The organism is Paenibacillus sp. FSL H8-0317 (assembly GCF_045040685.1).
GTDB lineage: Bacteria > Bacillota > Bacilli > Paenibacillales > Paenibacillaceae > Paenibacillus.
The window spans coordinates 2,259,267-2,283,286 of record NZ_CP150294.1 but is presented as its reverse complement, the minus strand read 5'-3'; the positions used below and the strand labels follow the sequence as shown (position 1 = coordinate 2,283,286).

The 24,020-nt window shown below is 47.2% G+C and carries 17 protein-coding genes; 3 read left to right on the top strand and 14 right to left on the bottom strand.

The window, feature by feature from the left end:
• The first annotated feature begins 12 nt into the window (after positions 1-12).
• Both MHB43_RS10765 and MHB43_RS10760 read left to right on the top strand, forming a co-directional pair.
• Complete coding sequence (locus MHB43_RS10765) at positions 13-1,176, top strand: oxalate decarboxylase family bicupin (RefSeq protein WP_339183733.1); 1,164 nt, start codon at positions 13-15, stop codon at positions 1,174-1,176.
• 79 nt (positions 1,177-1,255) lie between these two features.
• The gene (locus tag MHB43_RS10760) at positions 1,256-2,395 is read left to right on the top strand and encodes a zinc-dependent alcohol dehydrogenase (protein ID WP_074094414.1); all 1,140 of its coding nucleotides are present in this window, start codon (positions 1,256-1,258) and stop codon (positions 2,393-2,395) included.
• Positions 2,396-2,537: 142 nt separating this feature from the next.
• Here the strand turns inward: MHB43_RS10760 and MHB43_RS10755 are convergent, their stop codons facing one another.
• The 14 genes from MHB43_RS10755 to MHB43_RS10690 all read right to left on the bottom strand — a co-directional run bounded on the left by MHB43_RS10755 (position 2,538) and on the right by MHB43_RS10690 (position 23,175).
• Positions 2,538-3,326, bottom strand: a complete 789-nt coding sequence (locus MHB43_RS10755) for a class I SAM-dependent methyltransferase (RefSeq protein WP_221823274.1) — start codon at positions 3,324-3,326, stop codon at positions 2,538-2,540.
• Positions 3,327-3,525: 199 nt separating this feature from the next.
• The gene (locus MHB43_RS10750; RefSeq protein WP_221823272.1) at positions 3,526-5,493 is read right to left on the bottom strand and encodes a PTS fructose transporter subunit IIABC; all 1,968 of its coding nucleotides are present in this window, start codon (positions 5,491-5,493) and stop codon (positions 3,526-3,528) included.
• Between the two features lie 90 nt (positions 5,494-5,583).
• On the bottom strand, positions 5,584-6,495 hold the full coding sequence (pfkB, locus tag MHB43_RS10745) for a 1-phosphofructokinase (protein ID WP_221823270.1): 912 nt from the start codon (positions 6,493-6,495) through the stop codon (positions 5,584-5,586).
• Between the two features lie 2 nt (positions 6,496-6,497).
• The gene (locus tag MHB43_RS10740; RefSeq protein WP_017689448.1) at positions 6,498-7,244 is read right to left on the bottom strand and encodes a DeoR/GlpR family DNA-binding transcription regulator; all 747 of its coding nucleotides are present in this window, start codon (positions 7,242-7,244) and stop codon (positions 6,498-6,500) included.
• Positions 7,245-7,599: 355 nt separating this feature from the next.
• Positions 7,600-8,085: a hypothetical protein gene (locus MHB43_RS10735; RefSeq protein WP_237176101.1), complete on the bottom strand. Its 486-nt coding sequence runs from the start codon at positions 8,083-8,085 to the stop codon at positions 7,600-7,602.
• 134 nt (positions 8,086-8,219) lie between these two features.
• Entirely contained in the window at positions 8,220-9,650 is a 1,431-nt protein-coding gene (locus MHB43_RS10730) for an NAD(P)-binding domain-containing protein (RefSeq protein ID WP_339183727.1), read from the bottom strand.
• Between the two features lie 335 nt (positions 9,651-9,985).
• Positions 9,986-10,225 carry a DUF896 domain-containing protein gene (locus MHB43_RS10725; protein WP_036670038.1) on the bottom strand — a complete coding sequence of 80 codons (240 nt, stop codon included), beginning with the start codon at positions 10,223-10,225 and terminating at the stop codon, positions 9,986-9,988.
• Positions 10,226-10,338: 113 nt separating this feature from the next.
• On the bottom strand, positions 10,339-15,417 hold the full coding sequence (locus tag MHB43_RS10720; RefSeq protein ID WP_405131948.1) for a beta strand repeat-containing protein: 5,079 nt from the start codon (positions 15,415-15,417) through the stop codon (positions 10,339-10,341).
• Between the two features lie 351 nt (positions 15,418-15,768).
• Positions 15,769-16,728 carry an SDR family NAD(P)-dependent oxidoreductase gene (locus MHB43_RS10715; protein WP_405131947.1) on the bottom strand — a complete coding sequence of 320 codons (960 nt, stop codon included), beginning with the start codon at positions 16,726-16,728 and terminating at the stop codon, positions 15,769-15,771.
• 119 nt (positions 16,729-16,847) lie between these two features.
• Complete coding sequence (locus tag MHB43_RS10710) at positions 16,848-17,369, bottom strand: TetR/AcrR family transcriptional regulator (protein ID WP_339307745.1); 522 nt, start codon at positions 17,367-17,369, stop codon at positions 16,848-16,850.
• Between the two features lie 239 nt (positions 17,370-17,608).
• Positions 17,609-18,421, bottom strand: a complete 813-nt coding sequence (locus MHB43_RS10705) for a hypothetical protein (protein ID WP_405131946.1) — start codon at positions 18,419-18,421, stop codon at positions 17,609-17,611.
• Positions 18,422-19,393 (bottom strand): ABC transporter substrate-binding protein, encoded by a 972-nt coding sequence (locus MHB43_RS10700; RefSeq protein ID WP_405131945.1) that lies wholly within the window; start codon positions 19,391-19,393, stop codon positions 18,422-18,424.
• Positions 19,394-19,501: 108 nt separating this feature from the next.
• Positions 19,502-21,103, bottom strand: a complete 1,602-nt coding sequence (locus MHB43_RS10695) for a helix-turn-helix domain-containing protein (RefSeq protein ID WP_405131944.1) — start codon at positions 21,101-21,103, stop codon at positions 19,502-19,504.
• Between the two features lie 50 nt (positions 21,104-21,153).
• Positions 21,154-23,175: a helix-turn-helix domain-containing protein gene (locus tag MHB43_RS10690; RefSeq protein ID WP_405131943.1), complete on the bottom strand. Its 2,022-nt coding sequence runs from the start codon at positions 23,173-23,175 to the stop codon at positions 21,154-21,156.
• 419 nt (positions 23,176-23,594) lie between these two features.
• Here MHB43_RS10690 and MHB43_RS10685 point away from each other — a divergent pair, with 419 nt between their 5' ends.
• Entirely contained in the window at positions 23,595-24,014 is a 420-nt protein-coding gene (locus MHB43_RS10685; RefSeq protein ID WP_221823224.1) for a MarR family winged helix-turn-helix transcriptional regulator, read from the top strand.
• Positions 24,015-24,020: the final 6 nt, after the last annotated feature.

Genomic DNA, 24,020 nt, shown 5'->3' with positions numbered 1-24,020 from the left:
AGGGATAACTTCATGACCAAAGGACAGCAACCAAACGAAAAACCATTTATCATCCCGCAACCCATTCGCAGTGATGGCGCAGGAGGACCTGATCTGGGACCGAGAGACGTCATGAGAGATATACAAAACCCCGATATGCTGGTACCTCCGGCAACCGATAACGGGTTATTGCCCAATCTGAAAATGTCTTTTTCCGATACCCATATGCAATTGAACCATGGGGGTTGGTCACGTGAAATCACCGTACGGGATCTCCCTATTGCCACTACACTGGCTGGTGTGAACATGAGCCTGACACCGGGAGGTGTACGGGAATTGCACTGGCATCAACAATCGGAGTGGGCCTATATGATCTGGGGAACGGCAAGAATCACTTCGGTAGATCAGAACGGACGTAATTTTATTGCGGATGTCGGGCCTGGCGATCTCTGGTTTTTCCCTAAAGGTCTACCCCATTCCATTCAGGGATTGGAGGATGGTTGTGAATTTCTGCTCGTGTTTGATGATGGCTCCTTCTCCGATCTGAATACGTTATCCATATCCGATTGGTTTGCCCATACACCACCAGAGGTATTGTCTGTCAATTTCGGTGTGCCCGAATCTGCATTTCAGTCGATGCCAAAGGAACAGGTCTACATTTTCCAAGATACCGTTCCGGGTTCCATCGAAAGCCAGGAAGTTCAGTCGCCATACGGTACCGTTCCTCTCACATTCAAACACCGATTGCTGGCTCAGGAACCGCTAATTACACCTGGCGGAAGCGTCCGGATTGTAGACTCCACCAACTTCCCCATCTCAACTACCGTTGCAGCCGCACTTGTTGAGATCAGACCTGGTGCTATGCGTGAACTGCACTGGCATCCCAATGCAGATGAATGGCAATACTATCTGACAGGACAAGGAAGAATGACTGTCTTTGGAGGCAATGGCATTGCTCGCACATTTGACTATCGGGCTGGAGATGTCGGATATGTTCCTGTCGCAATGGGACACTATATAGAGAATACCGGCACAGACACTTTATGGTTTTTGGAAATATTCCGAAGTGATCGATTCGAGGGTGTATCGCTGAATCAGTGGATGGCGTTAACCCCGCAGGATCTGGTCCGTGACAATCTGAATGCGCCGCCTGAGTTGCTCAATGCCTTGCGTAAAGTAAAATGGCCTGTCGTTTAATTTAGTATGTATATCTATCATTTAAGCTGAAATGGGGTAATTGTCAGAGAATCCCACTATATAAGGAGGAATATGAAAGATGAGAGCCGTTACGTTTCAGGGAATCAAGGACATTCAAGTCAAAGAGGTTGAAGATCCCAAACTGCAACAGAAGGATGATATTATCGTTCGTATTACTTCCACAGCTATATGTGGATCCGATTTGCATATTTATCAGGGAGCCTTGCCTGCTGCCAAAGATTATGTTATCGGTCATGAACCGATGGGCATTGTAGAAGAAGTAGGTCCGGAAGTGACACGTGTGAAGAAGGGGGACCGTGTGGTCCTGCCTTTTAACATCGCTTGTGGTGAGTGCTTCTATTGCAATCATGACATGGAGAGCCAGTGCGATAATTCCAATGGCAATCCGGATATTCATACAGGGGGTTATTTTGGGTTCACCGAACGCTACGGAAATCACCCCGGAGGTCAGGCAGAATTATTGCGTGTTCCCTACGGGAACTTCACTCCGTTTGTGATTCCTGAATCCTGTGAACTTGAAGATGAAGCCCTATTGTTCCTGTCCGATGTTCTTCCAACCGCTTACTGGAGCGTCGAGAATGCCGGAGTTAAACCGGGAGATACAGTCACTGTACTCGGAAGCGGTCCGATTGGGCTGATGACACAGAAGTTCGCCTGGATGAAAGGTGCCAAACGCGTTATTGCTGTGGATCGCCTGCCCTATCGACTGGAGAAAGCCAAACGTTTGAACGATGCAGAAATCTTTAATTTCGAAGATTACGATGATATGGGTGAGCACATTCGCGAGATTACACAAGGCGGAACCGACGTTGTTATCGATTGTGTAGGTATGGATGGTAAAAAGAACATGCTGGAAGAAATCGGGCAGAAGCTGAAACTTCACGGCGGTTCACTGAGTGCGATCGAAATCGGCATGAAAGCGATCCGCAAATTTGGTACACTCCAACTTACGGGTGTATATGGCTCTTCCTACAACATGTTTCCTTTAGGCAATTTGTTTGAACGCAATATCAATCTCAAAATGGGACAAGCTCCTGTTATACATTACATGCCTGAATTGTTCCGCAAAATCACTGCTGGTGAATTTGATCCAACCGAGATCATCTCCCATCGGATTTCACTGGAGAATGCAAGCGATGCGTATCGCATTTTCAACGATCATGAAGACGAATGTACCAAAGTTATACTTAAACCCTAAACCGTCGCTTTGATTATCAATATGCAAAATAAAACAAGCAGAACTACCTATTCAAGGTACTCTGCTTGTTTTATTTTATCAACATTCACATTCATCCTGTTACCGTTGCATAAACTGCTCAGCTAAATGGTCCTTTACCTAATCAGATATGAGCCGGTTTAATCGCTTGGATATACACACTTTCTCCTTGGAAGCTGTCAAGCTTCCCGTTCTTGGTCACTTCAAAATCGAAAAATTTTCTAATGATAGACGGAGCACTCAACATGCTTGCTTCAAGCTCCCCTCTCTCCCGTTCCGGCAGTGCTGCACGGTTACACCATTCTTCAAACTTAAAGCGTTTCTGGAAGGAAACCATCGTTACCATTCGGAAGCCGGCATACTCCAGCATATGAATCCATTCCGTCTTGCGCCATGCTCGAACATGGCTTGCATCCCGGCACTTCTCCACTTCATTGTAAAACTGGTCATTCTCATCACGTTCAGGTGCCACGTTGTCAATGAATAACAACCTTCCACCGGGCTTCATAACTCGTAATGCCTCATGAACAAACGAAGAAACATCCGGAAAATGGTGGGCAGCAATTCGGCAGGTCACTAGGTCAAAGACATCATCATCGAATGGCAACTTCTCTGCATCCCCGGCCACAAAATCTACATTACCGTGTCCATTCCCTTGGATAAATCGTTCAGCTACCTGAAGCATTTCTTCCGTTAGATCGAGGGCTGTCACCCGCTGAACAAGTGGAGCCAATGCATTAGCGACATGCCCTCCCCCTGTGGCGATATCCAGCACGTTCATATCCGGAGTAGCTTGAGATGAAGCCACGAGCAACGCGAGATCTTCACCTTTGGCATGCCCCGAACTCGTCACGTATTTACCTGCATTTTTCGCAAACTGCTTCTGCACCTGACTTTTGATTACATCAGACATTCCAATTCCTCCTGCATAAGTTTCATCAGATGAAACATAGTTTCAAAATATAATTATATTTAGTTTACCACACATGAATGTAAAAGCTAAATAAGCATTTTACACAAATACGGAAGCAACTTTCCACTACCTGACGAAAAAACTGAAATAAAAAACATCTCCCAAGTGAATTTCACCCAGGAGATGTTTCTTATATCTGTTACTTCACAAGCGTTGGTGACTTCTTCCACAGTCCCAGAATCAAACCGGAGATCACAGAACCAATTGTAACAGCGAGCAGGAACAATAATGCGTGGTTCGCCAGTGCTGCAACAAAGATGCCGCCGTGCGGAGCTGGCACATTAATGCTCCACAGTTGTGTCAATCCGCCAGCAACAGCGGAACCCAGAATACAAGAAGTCAATACACGCAATGGATCAGCCGCAGCAAATGGAATTGCACCTTCTGTAATGAAAGAAAATCCAAGTACATAGTTAGTCAGGCCTGATTTGCGTTCTTGCTCTGTAAATTTGGATTTGAAGAACGTTGTTGCAAGTGCAATCGCCAGAGGAGGCACCATACCGCCTGCCATAACCGCTGCCATCCATGCACCGTCTGTGTTACCACTGGATGTGAACACACCAATGGCGAACGTGTAAGCCGCTTTGTTGAATGGTCCACCCATATCGATGGACATCATGCCGCCAAGCAGCAAGCCCAGCAATACCGCATTACCTGTACCCAGGTTACCAAGTGCATCTACCAGCCAGGTGTTCAGGGAACCAAAGATTGGATCAAAGACATAGAAACTGATGGCACCTACGATCAGCAAACCAAATACCGGATACAGCAAGATTGGTTTCAAGCCATCAATCGCTTTTGGCAATCCTTTGAACAACTTACGGAGACCAATAACTACATAACCCGCCAAGAAACCGGCAGCCAGACCACCAAGGAAACCGGCGTTTGAGTTAACTGCCATCAATCCACCGACCATACCAGGCATCAGGGCCGGGCGATCACCAATACTCATCGCGATAAATCCGGCAAGTACCGGAATGAGGAAGTGGAAAGCACCTGTTCCGCCACCGATCGTTTGAAGCAGCTGGAAGAGGGGATTATCCTCGCCCGCAAGCTGTTCAATAAGGAACGAAATAGCCAGGAGGATTCCTCCACCTACGACAAACGGAAGCATATGTGAAATCCCGTTCATCAGATCTTTATAGATTTTGCTACCTACACTGATCTTACCAGTGTTTGCGCCATCTTCTTTGGCATTTCCGCCTTGGCTGTGATAGATCGGCGCGTCACCGTTAACGGCTTTGCGAATCAGCTCTTCGGATTTACGAATTCCATCACTCACCGGTCTTTGCAATACCGGTTTGCCATCGAAACGTGCCATCTCCACATTTTTGTCTGCGGCAACGATAACCCCTTTAGCACGAGCGATCTCATCAGCAGTGAGAACATTCTGCGCTCCTTCAGAGCCGTTTGTCTCTACGCGAATATTAATGCCCATTTCCTGAGCTTTCTTTTTAAGTGCATCTTCAGCCATAAACGTATGAGCTATACCGGTTGGACAGGCTGTAACCGCAACAACAAAATCTTCCGAATTGGCATTACCTACAATGACCCCAGAGGTATTCTGTTGCTGATTGCTATTGGAGCCCGATGCGGCATTTGCTGCTTTTTCAGCTTTTGCTTTTTCTTTTGCTGCTTCCTTCTCCGCTGCTTCTGCCTGTTTGGCATCAAACAGTGCACTAACTTCCGCAGGTGTATCTGTACTCATCAATTGTGAGATGAAATCGCTATCAATCAACAACCTGGAAAGAGCTGCAAGCGTACGCAGATGGGTATTACCTGCGCCCTCTGGAGCCGCAATCATGAAGAACACATGAGCTGGCTGATCATCCAACGCTTCAAAATCAAGCCCTTTTCTACTCTTGGCAAATACAACCGTTGGTTCATTCACTGCTGTTGTCTTGGCATGTGGCATCGCAATTCCGCCACCGATCCCCGTGCTGGATTCAGCTTCTCTTTTATAGATCATTTCCTTGAACAGGACCGGATCATTAATTCGTCCGCTTCGGTTCAGGCTTGCAATCAGTTCATCAATAGCCTCATCTTTGGTTGTGGCTTGCAGGTCCATGATCATGGTTTCCTGGATCATCAAGTCTGTTATTCTCATCTTGGTACACTCCCTTAAGTTCAGTCGGCCCGCGTAGGCAGGCCTCACTACATTACAATTACAATGAAAAGCTTTTATATGTCTTTTAAACTAGATTGTCGTAATGGTCACTTGATTGCGTAGTTCATCAATCAATTCACGTGTTGCCAGATCATCCGAGAACGCAGTCGCGCTTCCAGATGCAACCCCTGTGCGGAAAGCTTCCAGCAAATCTCCGCTCTGTACATAAGTACCTACGAATCCGCCAATCATGGAGTCACCGGCACCAACCGAGTTTTTCACAGTGCCTTTTGGCACATTAGCATGATGAACTTCCGCTTTGGTAATGAATAGTGCACCCTCACCTGCCATGGAAATCAACACATGTTTAGCACCGGCTTCCAGCAACTTACGCCCGTATAACACCAGTTCCTCACGTGTATCAATCGTTACACCGAACAGTTCAGCCAGTTCATGATGATTTGGCTTCACCAGCAATGGTGCATGTTCAAGAGCTTCCATTAACGCAGGGCCAGTTGTATCAATCACAAATTCGGCACCCGTTTGCTTGCATACTTTAATGAGACGATCATAAAAATCCGTTCCAAGTGAAGGCGGCACACTTCCGGAGAGGATGACAATATCTCCTTTTTCCAATGAAGACAATCTGTGAAGCAGCTGCTCTGCCTCTTCGGCACTAATTGCAGGTCCAAGACCATTAATCTCTGTCTCTTCTCTATGCTTCAGCTTGATGTTAATGCGAGTATCGTCTGCAATTGTGACAAAGTCTGTCCGAATGTTATCTTCTTGCAATTTGTCATTAATGAAACGTCCAGTAAATCCACCAAGGAAACCAATGGCCGTGTTATCTGCTCCAAGTTGATTCAGTATGCGAGACACATTAATGCCTTTGCCACCAGGGAGCTTCAAATCCCGATTCATTCGATTCAATCCGCCAAGTTTCAGCTCATCCACTTCCACGATGTAATCAATGGACGGGTTAAGTGTTATCGTATATATCATCGTTATCCCTCAATTATTTTAGTTTTCTGGGCGATTCCAGGCCGCCAGTGTTCTGGCATCTGCTCAGTAATCAAATCGGCCTCCTCCAAATCAAACAATTTGGCAAAAGTAATTTCCCCTATTTTGCTGGAATCAGCCAGCACATAAGATTTTCCCGACAATTGATGTGCACGCCTTTTAATCAAGGCTTCCTCCGGATCCGGTGTTGTATACCCCATTTCGGGATCAACTCCGTTGCTTCCAAGAAAACATTTATCAAAACGGAAATTATCCATGTTCTGTAATGCGATACTGCCAATGACTGCTTTTGTATGAATTTTCATCATACCTCCGAGCAAATAACTGCGAATACGTTTGCTTACCAAAGCTTCAACATGTGAAAGTCCGTTGGTTACAACCGTTACGTCTTTAGCTTCAATAAAAGGAATCATAGCTAACGTTGTCGTCCCTGCATCCAGATAAATGCATTCGCCATTTTCGATCTCCTGTGCAGCCAAACGGGCAATCGTTGTTTTTTGTTGAATGTTTTTGAACGTTTTTTCTTCCATGCCCGGTTCTAGCGTTTTTTCATTCACCAGTGCGGCACCGCCGTGGATGCGTTTGAGCATCTGACGACTCTCCAGATCGATCAAGTCACGCCTAATCGTTGATTCAGAAGCACCCAACACATCAACTAGTTCTTGCAATTTCACAATTCCCTGTAAATGTAAGCGCTCTATAATTGCAGCATATCGTTCTTCAGTCAGCATCTTCATTCCTCCAACTGCTTCTATAGTATCATAAATCCCTCAAAAAACAACCACTTTCATTCAAAATAATTTAAAAACCTTCAAAAACCCGCAACTTTCGACTCACGTAACTCATACTCTTCCGCACTAATCAATATTATTCCGGCCCGCGAGCCTCGTTTTGATCGCTGGGACTCCTAATCCTTGCAAAGATGGATTTAGAGTTCGTCAGAGACTGGAGTATTCATCGAACGAAGTTTCCCTGTCCATAAAGATGTCATTCTGTGCGCTTCATATCCACTAAAAATCCTGCAGCATCCGGCGCTTCAAGCGCGGCGTTGCAGGATTTAACTATTCATAGGATTTACATGCGCGTTTATGACTCTACAACCATTGCATCCGGTTTAGGTTTAAGCCATTTACCTTCTTCATTAATAAAAGCCCCCTTGAAGCGGCCCATTTCCAATTGTTCTATCAACCGCTCCTCATTCATGACCAGAATCTCAGCCAATTGCCCCGAGGTGTAATAATGAGCGGGATTGTAATCGAGCAGCACAGGAACAGATGTATCATATAGTTCTTTGATCAGATTCTCAAATGAATGCCGACCCAGGTTCTCCATATCTCTATAAAACTGCAAATGTTGGGACACCATATTACGGAAAGATTTATTCTCCAGATGCATCCACAACGTATTGCAGGCCTGAACACTCATATGATTTTGTTCCACATCGTAAAATTGAACTTCTTCAATCTTCATGTATTTCTCTTGAAATGCTACGATCTTAATCAAAGGTACATTTCGTTTACGCGACGCTTTCTTCAAATGGGCTCTAAATTGTTCATAGTTCATTTCATTCATCTATTATCCCTGCCTTTAACATGTTCCAACCGACATTTTACAACAAATTAAAGGCAAGTGTAACCTTCATCATATGAAAAACAAAAAAACGTGCAGCATCAGATGCCACACGTTCACAATATTATAGAGTGCAATTACTCAGCGAGGGCACCACTTTTCACCCATGTAGCCGTAAATTCCTGTTCTTCATACGCATAGAATTGCTGCAAAATAATCTCCCGATCATCGAGGAACAACTGATCCGCTATGGCAGTGACGAGTTTCGGTACTGCACTCTTTGTTCCCGATATTGCCGATGCCGACAGACCACAGCTGGCAAGTGCAGAGTAGTTGAATACAAACAGTCCGTGCAACGGTTTCTCACCCTGTTCACTCCTGCTTGTCATTTCAAACCCGGAACTCAGGAATGGATGTGCGTCCAGCAACGCATTGCGATGCTCTGGTGGAGCCTGGTAACAATCCTCCCAACGCGCGATGTATGGCTCCACAAGCTTCAGTTCAGGACGGAGTGCCGGATCACTGAGAAGACCTGTGCTAATAATCAGAAAATCAAACGTAAATGTTCCCTGTGCCGTATGCACTATCGCGCCTTGCTCCGTCGCTTCCACACTCAGCCAAGGCGAATTCAAATGCAGTTCGAATCCAGGCCAGGCTGCCGCACGATTAAACGTATCGTTGGTTGGCGGTTGATTGAATTTGAAGAAATGAGAGATCACTTCATATTTATCAGCAACCGGAAGAGCGTGGTATCGCTCAATCATACCGGATTGTTCCAGCTGACGAATGGGATTAACACTAGGTAGTTGTTCCCGCCGTACAAATACATGAGCTTCCGCCACACCCGTGGCAAGGGCATAACTCGCATTATCGAATGCAGAGGCACCGCCGCCAAGCACAGCAACCCTTTTACCTTTTAATCGATCAAAATCAATCGCTTCCGACGTATGGGCATACCGATCCGGAGGTAATCTATCCGCAATCATGGATGGCACATGCCACTCTCCACCACCTTGTATTCCCGTAGCAAACACTACTTTGCGAGCAAGGATAACGTCCATCTGAGCTCCTGCCTTGTTCACATGAAGTCGATGTATTCCGTTCTCTATTGGCTCAACCAGCGTTAATTTCACCTCATTAAACACAGGCAGATTCAGCACTTTCCGATACCAGCGTAAATAATTCATCCAGTCTCCACGCGGGATCTTGTCTATCTCTTCCCAACCATCGGGCCCCACCTGTGCTTCCCACCATGAGCGAAAAGTTAACGAGGGGATACCCAGATCGATGGAAGTCAGATGCTTGGGTGTGCGTAAAGTAACCATACGTGCATAAGTCTCCCATGGTCCTTCAAGCCCCGATGCATTCTCGTCAATAACAACAATATTGGATATCCGCTCACGAAGAAGTCCAAATGCTGCCCCTAATCCACTCTGGCCTCCGCCTACAATGACAACATCATAGACATGACCATCCGCATGTTCTCTTGGGCGTACCCAGTTCGAACCACCAAATGACAAATAAGCTAGATCTTTCTTCACACGTTCATTCAAATCTTCCAGGCTCATGATTCATCAACCCTTTCAAGGACACATATGAACTAGTCTTTCTTTGATTATTTGATGTAAGTTTGTTGTTAGTTATATTGAGGTTAATTGTGCTTTCACCTTGTATTTCTGAAATATATTAGCGTTATTATATGAGTTATCCGAGATTATTTGAAGTTCGCGGCAGCTTTATTGTCATCAACACTAAAAATATCTAACATGCTTGTTAATATTCACGAAATACCTAATTAGATGGTACCTTCCTCTTTTGATGTGCTTCCTTTTAGACGGAAGATTTGCAGAAAACAAAAAAAGACAGACCAAGATGTAACCTTGGTCTGTCTTTTAAAGGAATGCTATTGGCCGGCCTGTTCCCGGCGCTGCAATTTTTCATTGGTTAATTTCTCAGGGGTCACATCATGCCCCAGCGGGTCCACAACGGATACTGCCAGCATGGTTGTCAGTACCTGACCTCGAATAGCCTGCAAATATTGTTTTCTAAGCTCGTGCTGCTCGCTTTGTTCTGCTTTTGTCAAACCGACGCTGCTGCGTTGTTTTCGACTTAATTCGTTAATGCGTCCCAAAATAGGAATCATGAAATCCACCTCACTTGTTAGTCCAATTTCCAAAAGATATTTCGAATATCTTCAAACTAACTTATTACAACTTTACGAATTTGTCCATAGGCACAATCCGTTGAGAAGTATTTTTAGGTGATCTCATGCACAGACCACACAATGCCATTTGTAGCACCACTGCCCAGGTTCAATGTAATCGTCAACCCGTTTGCAGCATAGAACAGTCCAATCACATCCCCCGCATTCAATGCGACTTCTACTGCCAAAGTCACTGAACCACTTCCCAGCACTGCCCGCAGTGTAAGTAGCGTAATCGCGACATTTAGGACGGGCAACAAACCACTGACAAGTGTCGTTACCGTAGGGGATGTTCTCTGTACAAAAAAGGCTGGGTTAACGCCAGCCCCCAGAGATAGAGCAATCGCTGCGGTCGTTGCATAATTGATCGTGGCCACAATCGAGTATCTTCCAGTTACCGGGACGGTATAATTCCCCGTAGTTGCATTGAAGTTGGCATTACCGTAATAAGGAGCCGTTGTCGTCCAGTTGGTTAACTGAGTGCTGGTTGCTGTCGAAAGTGTAGCCAGGAAGGCAGAGAACCCTTGTGTTGCAAAATTGGGGCCGGTTGGTCCAGTGGCTCCTGTCAAGCCCGTGGCACCTGTGATTCCTGTTGCTCCAGTGGCTCCCGTAGCTCCTGTTGCACTCGTTACACCGGTTGCCCCCGTAATTCCGTTAGCCCCAGTTGGTCCAGTCGGGCCTGTAATTCCTGTTGTGCCGGTTGTTCCTGTGATGCCTGTGACCCCAGTTGCACCTGTAAAACCAGTAGCTCCCGTTATTCCTGTTTCTCCAGTTGCTCCGGTCGCACCAGTTATACCTGTAACTCCTGCTGAACCAGTACTTCCGGTGGCTCCTGTTACACCCGTTGCACCTGTAGTTCCTGTTGTGCCTGTGGCTCCTGATACACCTGTCGGGCCGGTAACGCCTGTTACACCTGTCTCTCCTGTAATACCCGTGGTTCCGGTTGCTCCAGTCACACCTGTGATCCCAGTGGCACCAGTCGCACCCGTAGTTCCCGTTGCTCCAGTAGCCCCGGTGGGTCCCGTCACACCAGTCATACCTGTGACCCCTGTTAGACCCATCTCTCCAGTTTGACCAGTTGTGCCGGTGGCACCTGTAATTCCAGTAGCTCCAGTCACACCCGTAATGCCAGTTACGCCGGTCGTGCCGGTTGCTCCTGTTTCACCAGTAATACCCGTTGGACCGGTGGCACCTGTAGCACCAGTCGTACCTGTAACTCCGGTTATGCCAGTCGCACCAGTGGCTCCGGTTGGTCCTGTTGTACCTGTCGTGCCGGTAACGCCTGTTGCACCTGTCTCTCCAGTCGAGCCGGTTACGCCAGTAACTCCCGTGGTTCCGGTTGCCCCAGTCGTTCCTGGAACCCCTGTTATACCTGTTTCCCCAGTGGCTCCGGTTGGTCCCGTTACACCTGTCGTACCGGTAGCACCTGTTACACCCGTCACTCCTGTAATGCCCGTGGTTCCTGTTGCTCCAGTAGCCCCGGTGGGCCCCGTCACACCAGTCGTACCTGTGACCCCAGTTAGACCCGTCTCTCCAGTGGCTCCAGTTGCTCCCGTCGTTCCAGTAAATCCTGTATTACCTGTAACCCCAGTAAGTCCAGTTACTCCCGTCTCACCAGTTTGGCCAGTTGTGCCGGTGGCGCCTGTAATTCCAGTAGCTCCAGTCACACCCGTAATGCCAGTTACGCCGGTCGTGCCGGTTATTCCTGTTTCACCAGTAATACCCGTTGGACCGGTTGCCCCAGTAATTCCAGTAGCACCTGTAATCCCGGTTAGACCCCTCTCCCCAATTAATCCAGTAACTCCGGTTGATCCTGTCACACCAGTTTGGCCAGTAATTCCAGTAGCACCAGTCGGCCCGGTTACGCCAGTTATTCCTGTGGAACCCGTACTCCCCGTTGCTCCTGTAACTCCAGTCGTACCTGTGACTCCGGTTATGCCAGTCACACCAGTGGCTCCGGTTGGTCCTGTTGGTCCTGTCGTGCCTGTCGTGCCCGTGGCTCCAGTTAATCCCGTCACACCAGTTGGACCAGTAATTCCTGTTAGACCTGTTTCCCCTGTGATACCAGTTGTGCCTGTTACACCAGTAGCTCCCGTAGTACCCGTACTTCCCGTTGCTCCAGTCGTACCCGTTTCACCGGTGACCCCAGTGGCTCCAGTCGCACCGGTTGGTCCTGTGAACCCTGTTTCTCCAGTTGATCCCGTCACACCAGTTGGACCTGTCACCCCTGTTGGACCTGTAGCTCCAGTAGTTCCGGTTGCACCAGTAACTCCCGTGATACCCGTTACCCCAATCGTACCTGTTGGTCCTGTTTCACCAGCATTCCCTGTTAGTCCTGTAGTGCCTGTCGGACCAGTTATACCAGTAACTCCAGTCGTACCTGTGCTCCCAGTTAGACCCGTCTCTCCAGTGACGCCTGTTGCTCCTGTCACACCAATTGTACCCGTAACGCCAGTTAAGCCAGTCGTGCCAGTTGGCCCTGTTTCACCGGTGACCCCGGTTATGCCAGTAGCTCCGGTATTACCAGTTGAACCAGTAGCCCCGGTGAGTCCTGTCGTGCCAGTTACACCAGCAATTCCTGTTATGCCACTAACTCCGGTTGCACCTGTAACACCAGTTGTTCCCGTCGTACCCGTACTTCCAGTTATACCTGTTAGTCCTGTCTCTCCTGTTGGGCCATTCAAACCTATAGATCCCGTTACACCTGTAGCCCCGGTGACACCAGTGACTCCTGTTAGCCCAGTTGCACCAGTTGTTCCGGTTGCGCCGGTTACTCCCGTGGCACCTGTACCCCCTGTTAGACCCGTCTCTCCAGTGACGCCAGTAGCTCCGGTGGTACCCGTAATTCCCGTTATTCCTGTGAACCCTGTTTCTCCAGTAACACCTGTCGTTCCGGTGTTTCCTGTAGCCCCCGTAGTTCCGGTAGCTCCGGTAATTCCGGTTGCACCAGTAATTCCTGTGGCTCCTGTGCTCCCAGTTAGACCCGTCTCTCCAGTTGCGCCAGTTAAGCCCGTCACTCCAGTCGTACCTGTGACCCCTGTTGGACCTATATCTCCAGTAATTCCGGTTGCACCAGTAATTCCTGTGGCTCCTGTGCTCCCAGTTAGACCCGTCTCTCCAGTTGCGCCAGTTAAGCCCGTCACTCCAGTCGTACCTGTGACCCCTGTTGGACCTATATCTCCAGTAATTCCGGTTGCACCAGTAATTCCTGTGGCTCCTGTGCTCCCAGTTAGACCCGTCTCTCCAGTGACGCCTGTTGCTCCGGTCGCACCAATTGTACCCGTAACGCCAGTTAAGCCAGTCGTGCCGCTTGGTCCTATTTCACCAGTTGGGCCAGTCGAACCGGTAGGGCCCGTTACACCAGCTGTACCCGTGGTTCCGGTAATACCAGTTAGTCCAGTTGCACCTGTACCTCCTGTTAGACCAGTCTCCCCAGTAACGCCAGTGGTTCCGGTAATTCCCGTTTCTCCAGTTGCACCGGTCGATCCCGTCACGCCAGTCGTACCTGTGACCCCTGTTGGACCTATATCTCCAGTAATTCCGGTTGCACCAGTAATTCCTGTGGCTCCTGTGCTCCCAGTTAGACCCGTCTCTCCGGTGACGCCTGTTGCTCCGGTCACACCAATTGTACCCGTACCGCCAGTTAAGCCAGTTGTGCCGGTTGGCCCTGTTTCGCCGGTGACCCCGGTTATGCCAGTAGCTCCGGTATTACCAGTTGAACCAGTAACCCCGGTGAGTCCTGTCGCGCCAGTTACACCAGCAATTCCTGTTGTGCCACTAACTCCGGTTGCACCTGTAACACCAGTTGTTCCCGTCGCACCCGTACTTCCAGTAGCTCCAGTTATACCTGTTAGTCCTGTCTCTCCAGTTGCACCAGTGGTTCCGGTTGCGCCGATTACTCCCGTGGAACCTGTACTTCCTGTTTCTCCAGTCGCACCTGTTGGGCCAGTTACACCAGCTGTACCCGTGCTTCCTGTGGTCCCAGTCGCACCAGTGGCTCCAGTCACGCCTGTGAGACCCGTGGTTCCAGTAATGCCAGTTAGTCCAGTTGTACCTGTAATCCCTGAGGTTCCAGTCTCACCGGTGATTCCGGTTACCCCTGTTAACCCTGTCGTTCCTGTTGGACCGGTAACTCCCGTTAGTCCTGTGAACCCTGTTTCTCCAGTTACACCTGTCGTCCCGGTGTTTCCTGTAGCACCCGTAATTCCGGTAGCTCCGGTAATTCCTGTTGTGCCACTAACTCCGGTTGCACCTGAAATCCCCATTTCTCCAGTTGCGCCAGTTGATCCCGTCACACCTGTCGTTCCTGTGACCCCTGTTGGACCTGTACTACCTATAAATCCAGTAATACCTGTTGCACCCGTTACTCCAGTCGTTCCTGTTGTGCCCGCAATTCCAGTAACGCCAGTTAGTCCAGTCGTACCTGCTGTACCCGTAACGCCAGTTACGCCAGTGACACCAGTTGGACCTGTGACTCCTGTTAGCCCCGTCTCACCAGTACTTCCAGTAGATCCGGTTACACCCGTAATTCCAGTAACTCCCGAAGACCCAATCCCCCCAGTGGCACCAGTTGCGCCGATCGCACCTGTTATCCCTTTCGTGCCGGTTATGCCTGTATTTCCAGTTGGACCCGCACTTCCCGTTGCTCCTATCGCCCCAGTAAATCCTGTAGCGCCTGTAACTCCGGTGATACCTGTCTCACCGGTTGGGCCGGTCGCGCCCGTAGTACCTGTCGTTCCAGTTATACCAGTTGTTCCTGTTACTCCGGACGGGCCTGTGGTTCCAGTTTCGCCAGTACTTCCCGTTAATCCAGTCGCACCCATAATACCTATTAGACCCGTCGCTCCAGTTGGGCCAGTTGCTCCAGTGAACCCGGTAGCCCCAGCTAATCCTGCAACTCCAGTTGGACCTGTAAATCCTGTAGTACCAGTCACACCTGTGGTGCCCATCAGTCCGGTAGCTCCTGTTGCACCTGTTGCACCTGTTGCACCTGTGACTCCAGTTATTCCGGTACTTCCCGTGGTTCCGGTTACTCCAGTCCGTCCTGTTAAAATGGTTGCTCCCCATATGCCGGGATACCCAGGGTCTCCGGTTAACCCAGTAGCACCTGTTGCTCCAGTGAATCCTCTCATTCCCTGATACCCCCGTGGGCCGCGAAGGAAAGGAATCCTGTGATTTTTCTTTTTTTTGCATTTACGTTTGCTTTTCTTACAAGACTTACTCTTCTTCTTTGGGATAGAGTGTTTTTTTGATTTTTTTGCTTTCCGTTTGCCTGTACTACTTGAGGAAATTTTGCGTTTCCTTTTGGATATACCGCTCACAAGAAAATCCCCCCTCCTCGTACACCACGTCGATTCTCCGCATTTTACAATAGTACACTCTATGCCCGGGACTAGCTTTGTGCGCCCCCTATTCAATATACCTATGGAACCTCTATAGTTAGTGATCAATCAATTACTTTTCTCTAAAAAATATATTCCCCTCTACTCCCCCTGCAACTCCAACTCCTTAATCGTCAACGCAATTCCTTCTTCAAAAGATGTTGCCACCACCGGGCCAATCCGTTCCTCATACTTCTGTCTACTCAAGATCAGGGGTTCCTCGGTCAGATATAACATTTCTACAATTTCTTTCATAACGGGTACACCTAGTCCGATCACCGACAACCCTACTTTTCCTAACGCCACCACAGGTTTGCTTCTCCCCGAAGCCTTCTGTGCCATACGCACGATGTCATGACCCGAGATGATCCCCGATCCAGGAATGTTCCAGTTCTGTCCATACGTCGTCTCTCTGCTTGCCAGCTCCACCACCATGACTGCAGCATCAGGTAAATAGATGTACTCTCTGGGTACTTTCATATTCCCGATAAAAAAAGCCATCTTTCCTTTTGCTATCGCTTCAAGGGTTGAACCCAGATAGGAAGCTTGATTAGCCGGTGGGCCATAATAATCTGGCAAACGAACGATCATCACCTGAGCTCTGCTCCATCTTGTGCTGAATAACATCTGTTCATAGGCAAGTCGTGTCTTGCCTTTGCGCGTATGCGGCTGTTTCGGATGTTCTTCGGTTACTTCCTTCATTTGTCTTCTGCCATAGGGATAGATTCCGTCTATAACAACCACGTTCAGACCCAAGTGTTCTGCCGCCGCCATCACAGATTCACCGAGCGGAATCAGTCTGCTCTCCATCTCGTTATAAGGGACATTCGCACAATGAAATATGACATCGGCACCTTGGGAAGCAGCAATAATATCCTCCGACCGAAATGCATCTCCAACTGCAATTAACAGGTGATCCGGATATCCCAATTTTACCGCAAGTTGCTCCAACTTTTGACGGGAGCGCCCAAATGCGATCGTAGAAATCCCTTGTCTAATCAATTCCTCCGTAATCGCTGCACCTGTTCCACCTGTGGCTCCAATCACAATAGCCTTTTTCATCGTATATCGACCTCTTCCATCCATTTAGTTATTGATCAATTACTTATCTGAAAATAATATAAATCATATTTAGTGATTGATCAATAACTAAAATTCAAAAAGGGACTTTACCTCCCTCTCTATCGATCCTTGAGCTCTGGCATATCCAGCGCAGTAGATATATTACATAACATCCCGATCGCCAGGAAAATCATTGTTCTTTTCAGAGGTTCGGCAATTCCTGCAACTGTGAAAGCTTCCAGTACCATGGCTCTTACATCACTCATGCCTTTTTGCATGGCCTGACGAATAACTTCTTCCTGGATCGTTTGCGCCTGCATCTGAAGCAGTATTTCGCTCTTGTGAGATTCCAGAATCCTATCGTAGGCTTCAATGAGATCATTCTCTAGCTGATCTGGCGTCGCCGTCTCCACCACAATTCGAAACGAATCAATCACCCGTGTCCATGAGACCTCAAGTGCAGTTAATAATAAAGCTTCTTTTGTTTTGAAAAAACGAAATATATACGGCTGTGAGATCTGTGCCCGTTCAGCCACCTGGGCTGTGGTCGCACGATAATAGCCAATTTCCGCGAAGACGTCAATTGCTGCAGAGATAATATCATTTCGCCGGTTAACCGACGCTGCTGTATCTTTAGCCATGATAATTCGTCCTCCCATAGTTAGTGATTAATTGATCAATAGCTTGTAGTATAACGAATACTATCCCTCAATGCAAAGGTATCGTGAACTTGTACAAAGCCAACAAACCCGCAGACGCTGGCTCAAGCCGCTGCAGGTTGTGTAGCTTGTCGATCATAGATTCTATCCACTGGAAACCGAAGAGAACACGGATTGTCTGAAACAGATTCGTACCATGCAATACAAAAGTGTCTGTTAGTTCACTGCTGGAGAAGTTTGCGCAATCGGGATTCCGAATCCAGTTTCGGACAACTGTTACAATATGCATGTGCGTGACTGCCGCTCCCAACCTGATATGCCAAACAACAATATCGGCGTATCAGGAACGGCGGTCCCTGCCAACTGGAATGTTCGAAGCACTGTAGCTCATTGGCAAATGTACATGCATTATCGTTTTGCCGGTCCAGCCAGAGGCTTTGATCTTCTTGAATCTTTGCAAGCCGTTCATCTGTCTTCCAAATGCTCTGATCATGGATCATTCGTGCATACAATTGTTGCACATTATGCGCAACCAGAGACCACATGACCTTATCGCTCGCTCCTGTTCCGACGGCTACCGCTCGCAGGACAGGTTCCAGATGTAACAGCACTCTTTTCTTGAGCAAACCACTCTCTGACCTGCGCAGAACAGGATCTTCAGCCTCCAGAGAGGTTCTCTCCAGCCGAGTCGCATATCGCATGCCACCTGCTCCATTCAATTCAAACCGCACATCATCGTCTGCAATGCTAAGTATCGTATCGTATAGACTGAATGCTGAGATTATGGACATAACAAATACGGAGTAACGTTTGGCAAAAAGTGTACCAACAGCCGCACTTCCTCTGCCGCCCAGTTGAAGCCCTTGCTGCATAGCCTGTTCACGCAATATCAAGTTTCGTTTCTCTTCATTCAACAGATCCTTCACACGGAAAGGATACTTGGAATCATCACAAGTGGCTTGGATCGTCGTCACAAAAAATTGCTGTAACGCTTCCAACATCTCTGAATAATCATGTCTTGGATAACGTTTCATCTACTGAATCATATCTTCAACTTCGTTGATAATCTCGCTTCGCCCAATCACTCCCCAGCCCTTAAACAACCAGAACGAGTCTGTCGTGTAGACCTGATCTGTTCCAACAGCCGGTACTCTTTTCCAGAGTGAGCTTGCATTGATGTTGTTTAAATACTCATCGGCATTCGGGTCAATCTCCAAAACTACGAAATCAGCATCCACATCTGCAATTTTCTCCATGGACAGGTCCTCACGTTGTTCGGAAGGTGTCACAGTCGTTGGCACAAATCCAAGGTCATGATACAAAAGTGTGTTGGTTGGATGTCCCTTTGCCGCGTATATTTGCAAGGTCTTCTCTCTTACACGCAGATAAGCCAGCTTTTTTTGATCCAGTTGATCGATCTTCGCTTTTAGTTGCTTCGCCTGCTGCTCAACCTCGGCTATCTTTTCTTTTGCCAGATCCACTTTGTTGTACATCCCGGCAATGGTCAACAGATCCTGTGTCCAATATGTTGTATCATCAACAAAATCCAGCCATTCAGTACCAAGTACAATCGTCGGAGCGATTTTCTCCAACTGATCATACGTACTCTCCGCAGTTCGACTCTCAATAACGATGACATCCGGATCAATCTGAAGGATAGCCTCCAGGTTAGGACTGTCTGCAGACCCTACCGTTGGAATGCCGGCAAGCTGATCTGCAAAGTAAGGCAAATAATCTCCTCCGTAACGAACTTCTACATTAACGCCTGCTGGTTTCTCACCAATCGTCAACATGTGATCGATGTAAGCAGCAGATAATACCACCATACGCTCTATTTTTTGCGGTACAACCGTTGTTCCTTTAAGATGCTCAATCGTTTGTGTACCACTCTCTTCCACAGGTGTATCCTGTTGCGGAGGCGTTGCTTCTGTTGCCTTGCTACATGCCGTCAGAACGAGCACAAGCAGGGTCAACAGTATCATCGTTGTTGCTCTCTGTCTTACCATTTGTAGTAAATCCCCTCTACTATTTAATAATAATAATCATTATCACTATAGTAGGGAAAAGCGTACAGGCTGACCATGGATTATTCCACTCTCTTCTCTTGCATAATATCACCTTAAGGTAACCCCAAGTTGCTCTGCCACATATCGCATGGCCCACATGCGTCCGGTCGGACCCAGCGTTTTGAAGAAAATATCTCCTGCATTATATACACGGCCTTCTTGAACAGCCTTTAATGCCAACCATGCACTGGATTGCTGTAATTGCCTCAGTTGAGCACGCGCCTCTTCTGTGGGATCGACCATTACAAACACATGATCCGCGTCGTATAACTGCAAATCGCAAACTTTACTCTCTACAGCCCACTGTTGTTCCGGAAAATCACGAGGCAAATAAAATCCCAGATCATCATACAATAGCGCCCCTGTCTGGTTGTTCAATCCATACATTCGGTAGAAATGAGAAGTCACCCGGATGAACATGGCACTCTGTTTCCCCCACCTCGATTGAATGCGTCCTCGAAGAACCCGGCTCAGTTCAGCATGTTGTTCTATCCACTGTACAGCCTGTTCGGTGCGGCCCATAATGTCCGCCATATACAGAAGCCTCTCCCCAAAATGGTTGGTGTGCTCCAGCATGGTGGTAGGCGCGATACGATTCAGGGAGTCATTTGGCTCCAAACGATCACTTGTAATGATCAGGTCCGGTTGGACTCGCCTCAAATCATCATAGTTCTGATTGAAGCTATCCAGAATAAGTCCCTGATGACTGTGTGCTTGAAGCGCAGGTACGGCAACATGACGAGCTACCCTCTGACCATAGGATAAAGCGGATACTGGCCTCAAACCGAGCGTTATCACATAATCGTCCAACCCGTAATACAAGGTGGCAATGCGATTCACTTTATTTTTCATATACAACGTTGGGGCGATTCCTTCGTTTTTCTTGAAGACTCTGCTGAAATAGTGCTCGTCCTTATAACCTACTTGCTCCGCAATTTCCTTGATTCTATCTGAAGAAAATAACAACTGCTTGGCCTTCGCCATACGTAGTTTCAGTATATATTCAATCGGGGTCATATTGAGTTGCCGTTTGAATGTTCTTATAAAATGATTCACACTAAGCCCTGCCATGCGGGCCATCTGATCCATTCGAATGTTTTCCATATACTGATGCGTCATATAATCAAGTGCCAAATCCATCCCCGCTTCAGGGGGTGTTGCTTCATTCACGTGCACCATTAACTGAATCAACAACTGATGCAAAAGATGTTTCCTGCGCGTCTTTTCCAGACTCGTGATGGAGTACTTTCCACTCACCAGGGTATCCATCATCTCCTGAATATCACGTGTATTGGAAGGAACATTAAGTTTGCCCTTCACAGGGAGATCAAATGCCTCGGTATGCCAAGCATTCCGACGCCGGGTAAGTGTAACACAGGAAAATAAAATGATCTGATATCGGACAGGTGCTTCCATATCCGTCTGAAACTCCACATGCATTCCTGGCTTCAACAAAAACCAATCGTCTTGAGACACCGTATGTACAATGTTATCCATAGACAAAGATCCCTTGCCAGCGATGACCCTGCAAATGGCGAACCTTTTCCAGATCCGACGCTGAACAGCCCCCGGATTGCTAGAGTAATGGCAGACGTGGACAGCAGAGAAATGTAGTTGCTCCAGTTGTTTGATCCAATCATTTTCCTCCATGCTCACGTCCCCTCCCCGTTCTGATCCGATTCTGTGTGAACTAATTAATTCTATTTTTTAGCTCCCAATAGTAAATTCTTTATACTATCTAACTGCAACTCCAGTGAATAGGGATCTTCCATGACGAACTCATCCTCTGTACCATCCAAGGAACCATAGGCGTAGACTTGTCCTTTCTGCACAGCAGGCAGACGTTTCCACACCTCGCTGTTCAGAATCTCTTTGGCGTCTTCGCTACCCGAACCATATAAGAAGATATGATCTCCCATATACTCAGGCAGTACTTCAAGGGAGATCGTCTCGAATCCATCCTTCATATCGAGTGCTTGCTGAGTAGGAGGCAGTTTCAGCATCTCATAGATCGTGGAACTACCATAGTTCCCACCTTCTGCACCAAGGACATACAACGCTTTGTATCCTATTTGAATGATGGATACGGTCTCACCTTCTTTAATCACACCATCAATCTGCTTCTTAGTCTCTTCGATATTCTCTTCATATGTCGTGATCCATTGCTCTGCTTCCTTCTCTTTACCAAAAACACCAGCAATCCGGCGCAGCTTTTCCAGTGGACCAGAAGTTTTATCGCCTTCCCAATAAGGTAAAAAGACGGTCGTTGCAATTTTTTCGTAATCCTCAATATTTTTATCAATGGAACCGATGATGAGATCCGGCTCAAGTGACACTAATTTCTCCAGATTCATTGGGAACTCTCCTCCCAAATCCTCAATACCTGCTATAACATCAGCAGCAATGCCAGACTTTTCAATCCATCCTTCGTTCAGCATAAATGTTCTTACACCAACCGGTACAATGCCCAGTTTCAGCAGGTACCCCATATATTGATCTGAAGCGACACGCTGAGGATTGGCGGGAATTACCACATCTCCCCTCATTGTGGAGACCGTCCGCGTCTCCGGCTGTACAGTCGATTTCCCTGTCTCCGTTGTCTGGTTACCCGATTGTGTAGTAGCCGCATTGGTCTCTGTTTGCGTACCACTTGCAGACGGTGCCGGACTGGAACAGGCCGTGAGCAATAGCGTTAGACACAACATCATGCTTAGTGCTGTCATTTTGAATTTTCCTTGCATTATTAATTCCCCTCCAACATTCTTTTGATATTGATAATCAATATCATTATATAGATGGGAATGTAACGAATGAAGGGCATTTTCTTGCATTATACTGGGCAAATCTTGCTTGTTGTTCAATACCAATGTCTGTTTCGACTTGTTAAACCGTTGGCTTACTCCTTTTTTATAACGAATTGGAGAAAGACCTTTTATTTTTTTGAAGCTGCGGCTCAGTGAATGTGCATCCGGATAGCCGACCTGTTCTGCAATCTGTTGCAGCGTAGCACGGGTATGCACCAGAAGATGTGCTGCCCTCTCCATTCGGATCTGTCCAAGATACTGGATGGGACTGATGTTTAACTTTTGTTTGAACAACCTGGACAAGTGCCCCACACTGCATTCCATTGCTTCTGCCATTACGTCAAGAGCTATGGGCTTATGGAGATGAGCATTCATGTATTCAATAGCCTGTGTGACCGTATCCGGTTTATGTGGCTGAATGGATTGTTCGTATACGTCTGCCAACAAAGAATATACCCATTGATGAAATAAGGTTTTGGCATGTAACTTTGCAAGCTTAGTGGACTGTTCCCACTCCTGTTTTAATTCCTCCATACACTGATACATTTGCAGCGGACGGGTTGGTACAAGTGCGTATTGGTCCTGGAACGGACGTTCATGGTCCATCAGATGCTGAATTTCCATCCCACAGGGCAAGGCCAGAATGGCTTTGTACAAAATCATATAATACGTCACGCCTGAATCCGTCTCCATGTTTAAATTCGCCTGTTTGCCTCCATGAATGATGTGGAATCCCTCCACGATGTATCTGTGTTGATCCATTCGTATCCGTGCACTTCCGTCGGTGATATATAGATAGGTACTCGCTGGTAGTTGATAATTCTTCAGCTTCTCCCCAGGATCCAAAGCGTTCTGGCGTACATCCAGTATTTTGACAAAAACATGATTCCACAACCTGATGTGATCATTCAAATTCATATCCGCTGTACTTTCCCTCCCGCCATATTACATCGACATACCTTCTTGCTGCTGTTATGAACTTTCCTGTTATTTTCGATCATGATGTACATTTCATTTCATTATAAGTTAGTTGATAATAATTCTCAATAACATAAACAATCAATATTAACTTATGCATTTGGACAACATATACGGACTGTAATGTAATATAGCGGGATAATAACACTAGAATCAGCAACATTTTCTAACCTGTTGCAAAATCATAAAAGGCATGATATATTAATTGAGCCATCAATGATTGACGCATCAAATATTGATACATCAATGATCGAGAGCATACAAATAATCATTAGGCAATGGCATTGTATACTGCAACATTAATCATTGGTTAACATACGCCGTTGTTCATGATTCAGATTCACCCGGGAGGTCTAGTCATGACACGTATTGTTTCCAAAGAAGAACAAATCATCAATCTGTTGAACGTGTTGGGTAACAAAATCAGTCCCAAGTTTGAACGCTGTACAGGTATCAGTTCCTCTCGCTTCGAAATTCTGCATGAGCTGGATCAGGTAGATGAGATTAATCAATCCATGCTGCAGAAAATCATTAACATTGATAGTGCTGCGATTACACGCCACTTGAAACAGCTTGAGGCGGACCTGATGGTTACAAGACGCAAGAACCCCGACGATAATCGGGTCACTTTTGTTCGTTTGACGGACCACGGTCGGAAACAGATTGAAGGCTACAAAGCAGAGAAGACCAATTTTATCAACCAGATTTTACAGGATTTCAGTGAAGACGAAGTTCAGTCACTCGCCGATCTCCTGGAACGTATGCACAACAATTTCTAAACCCAT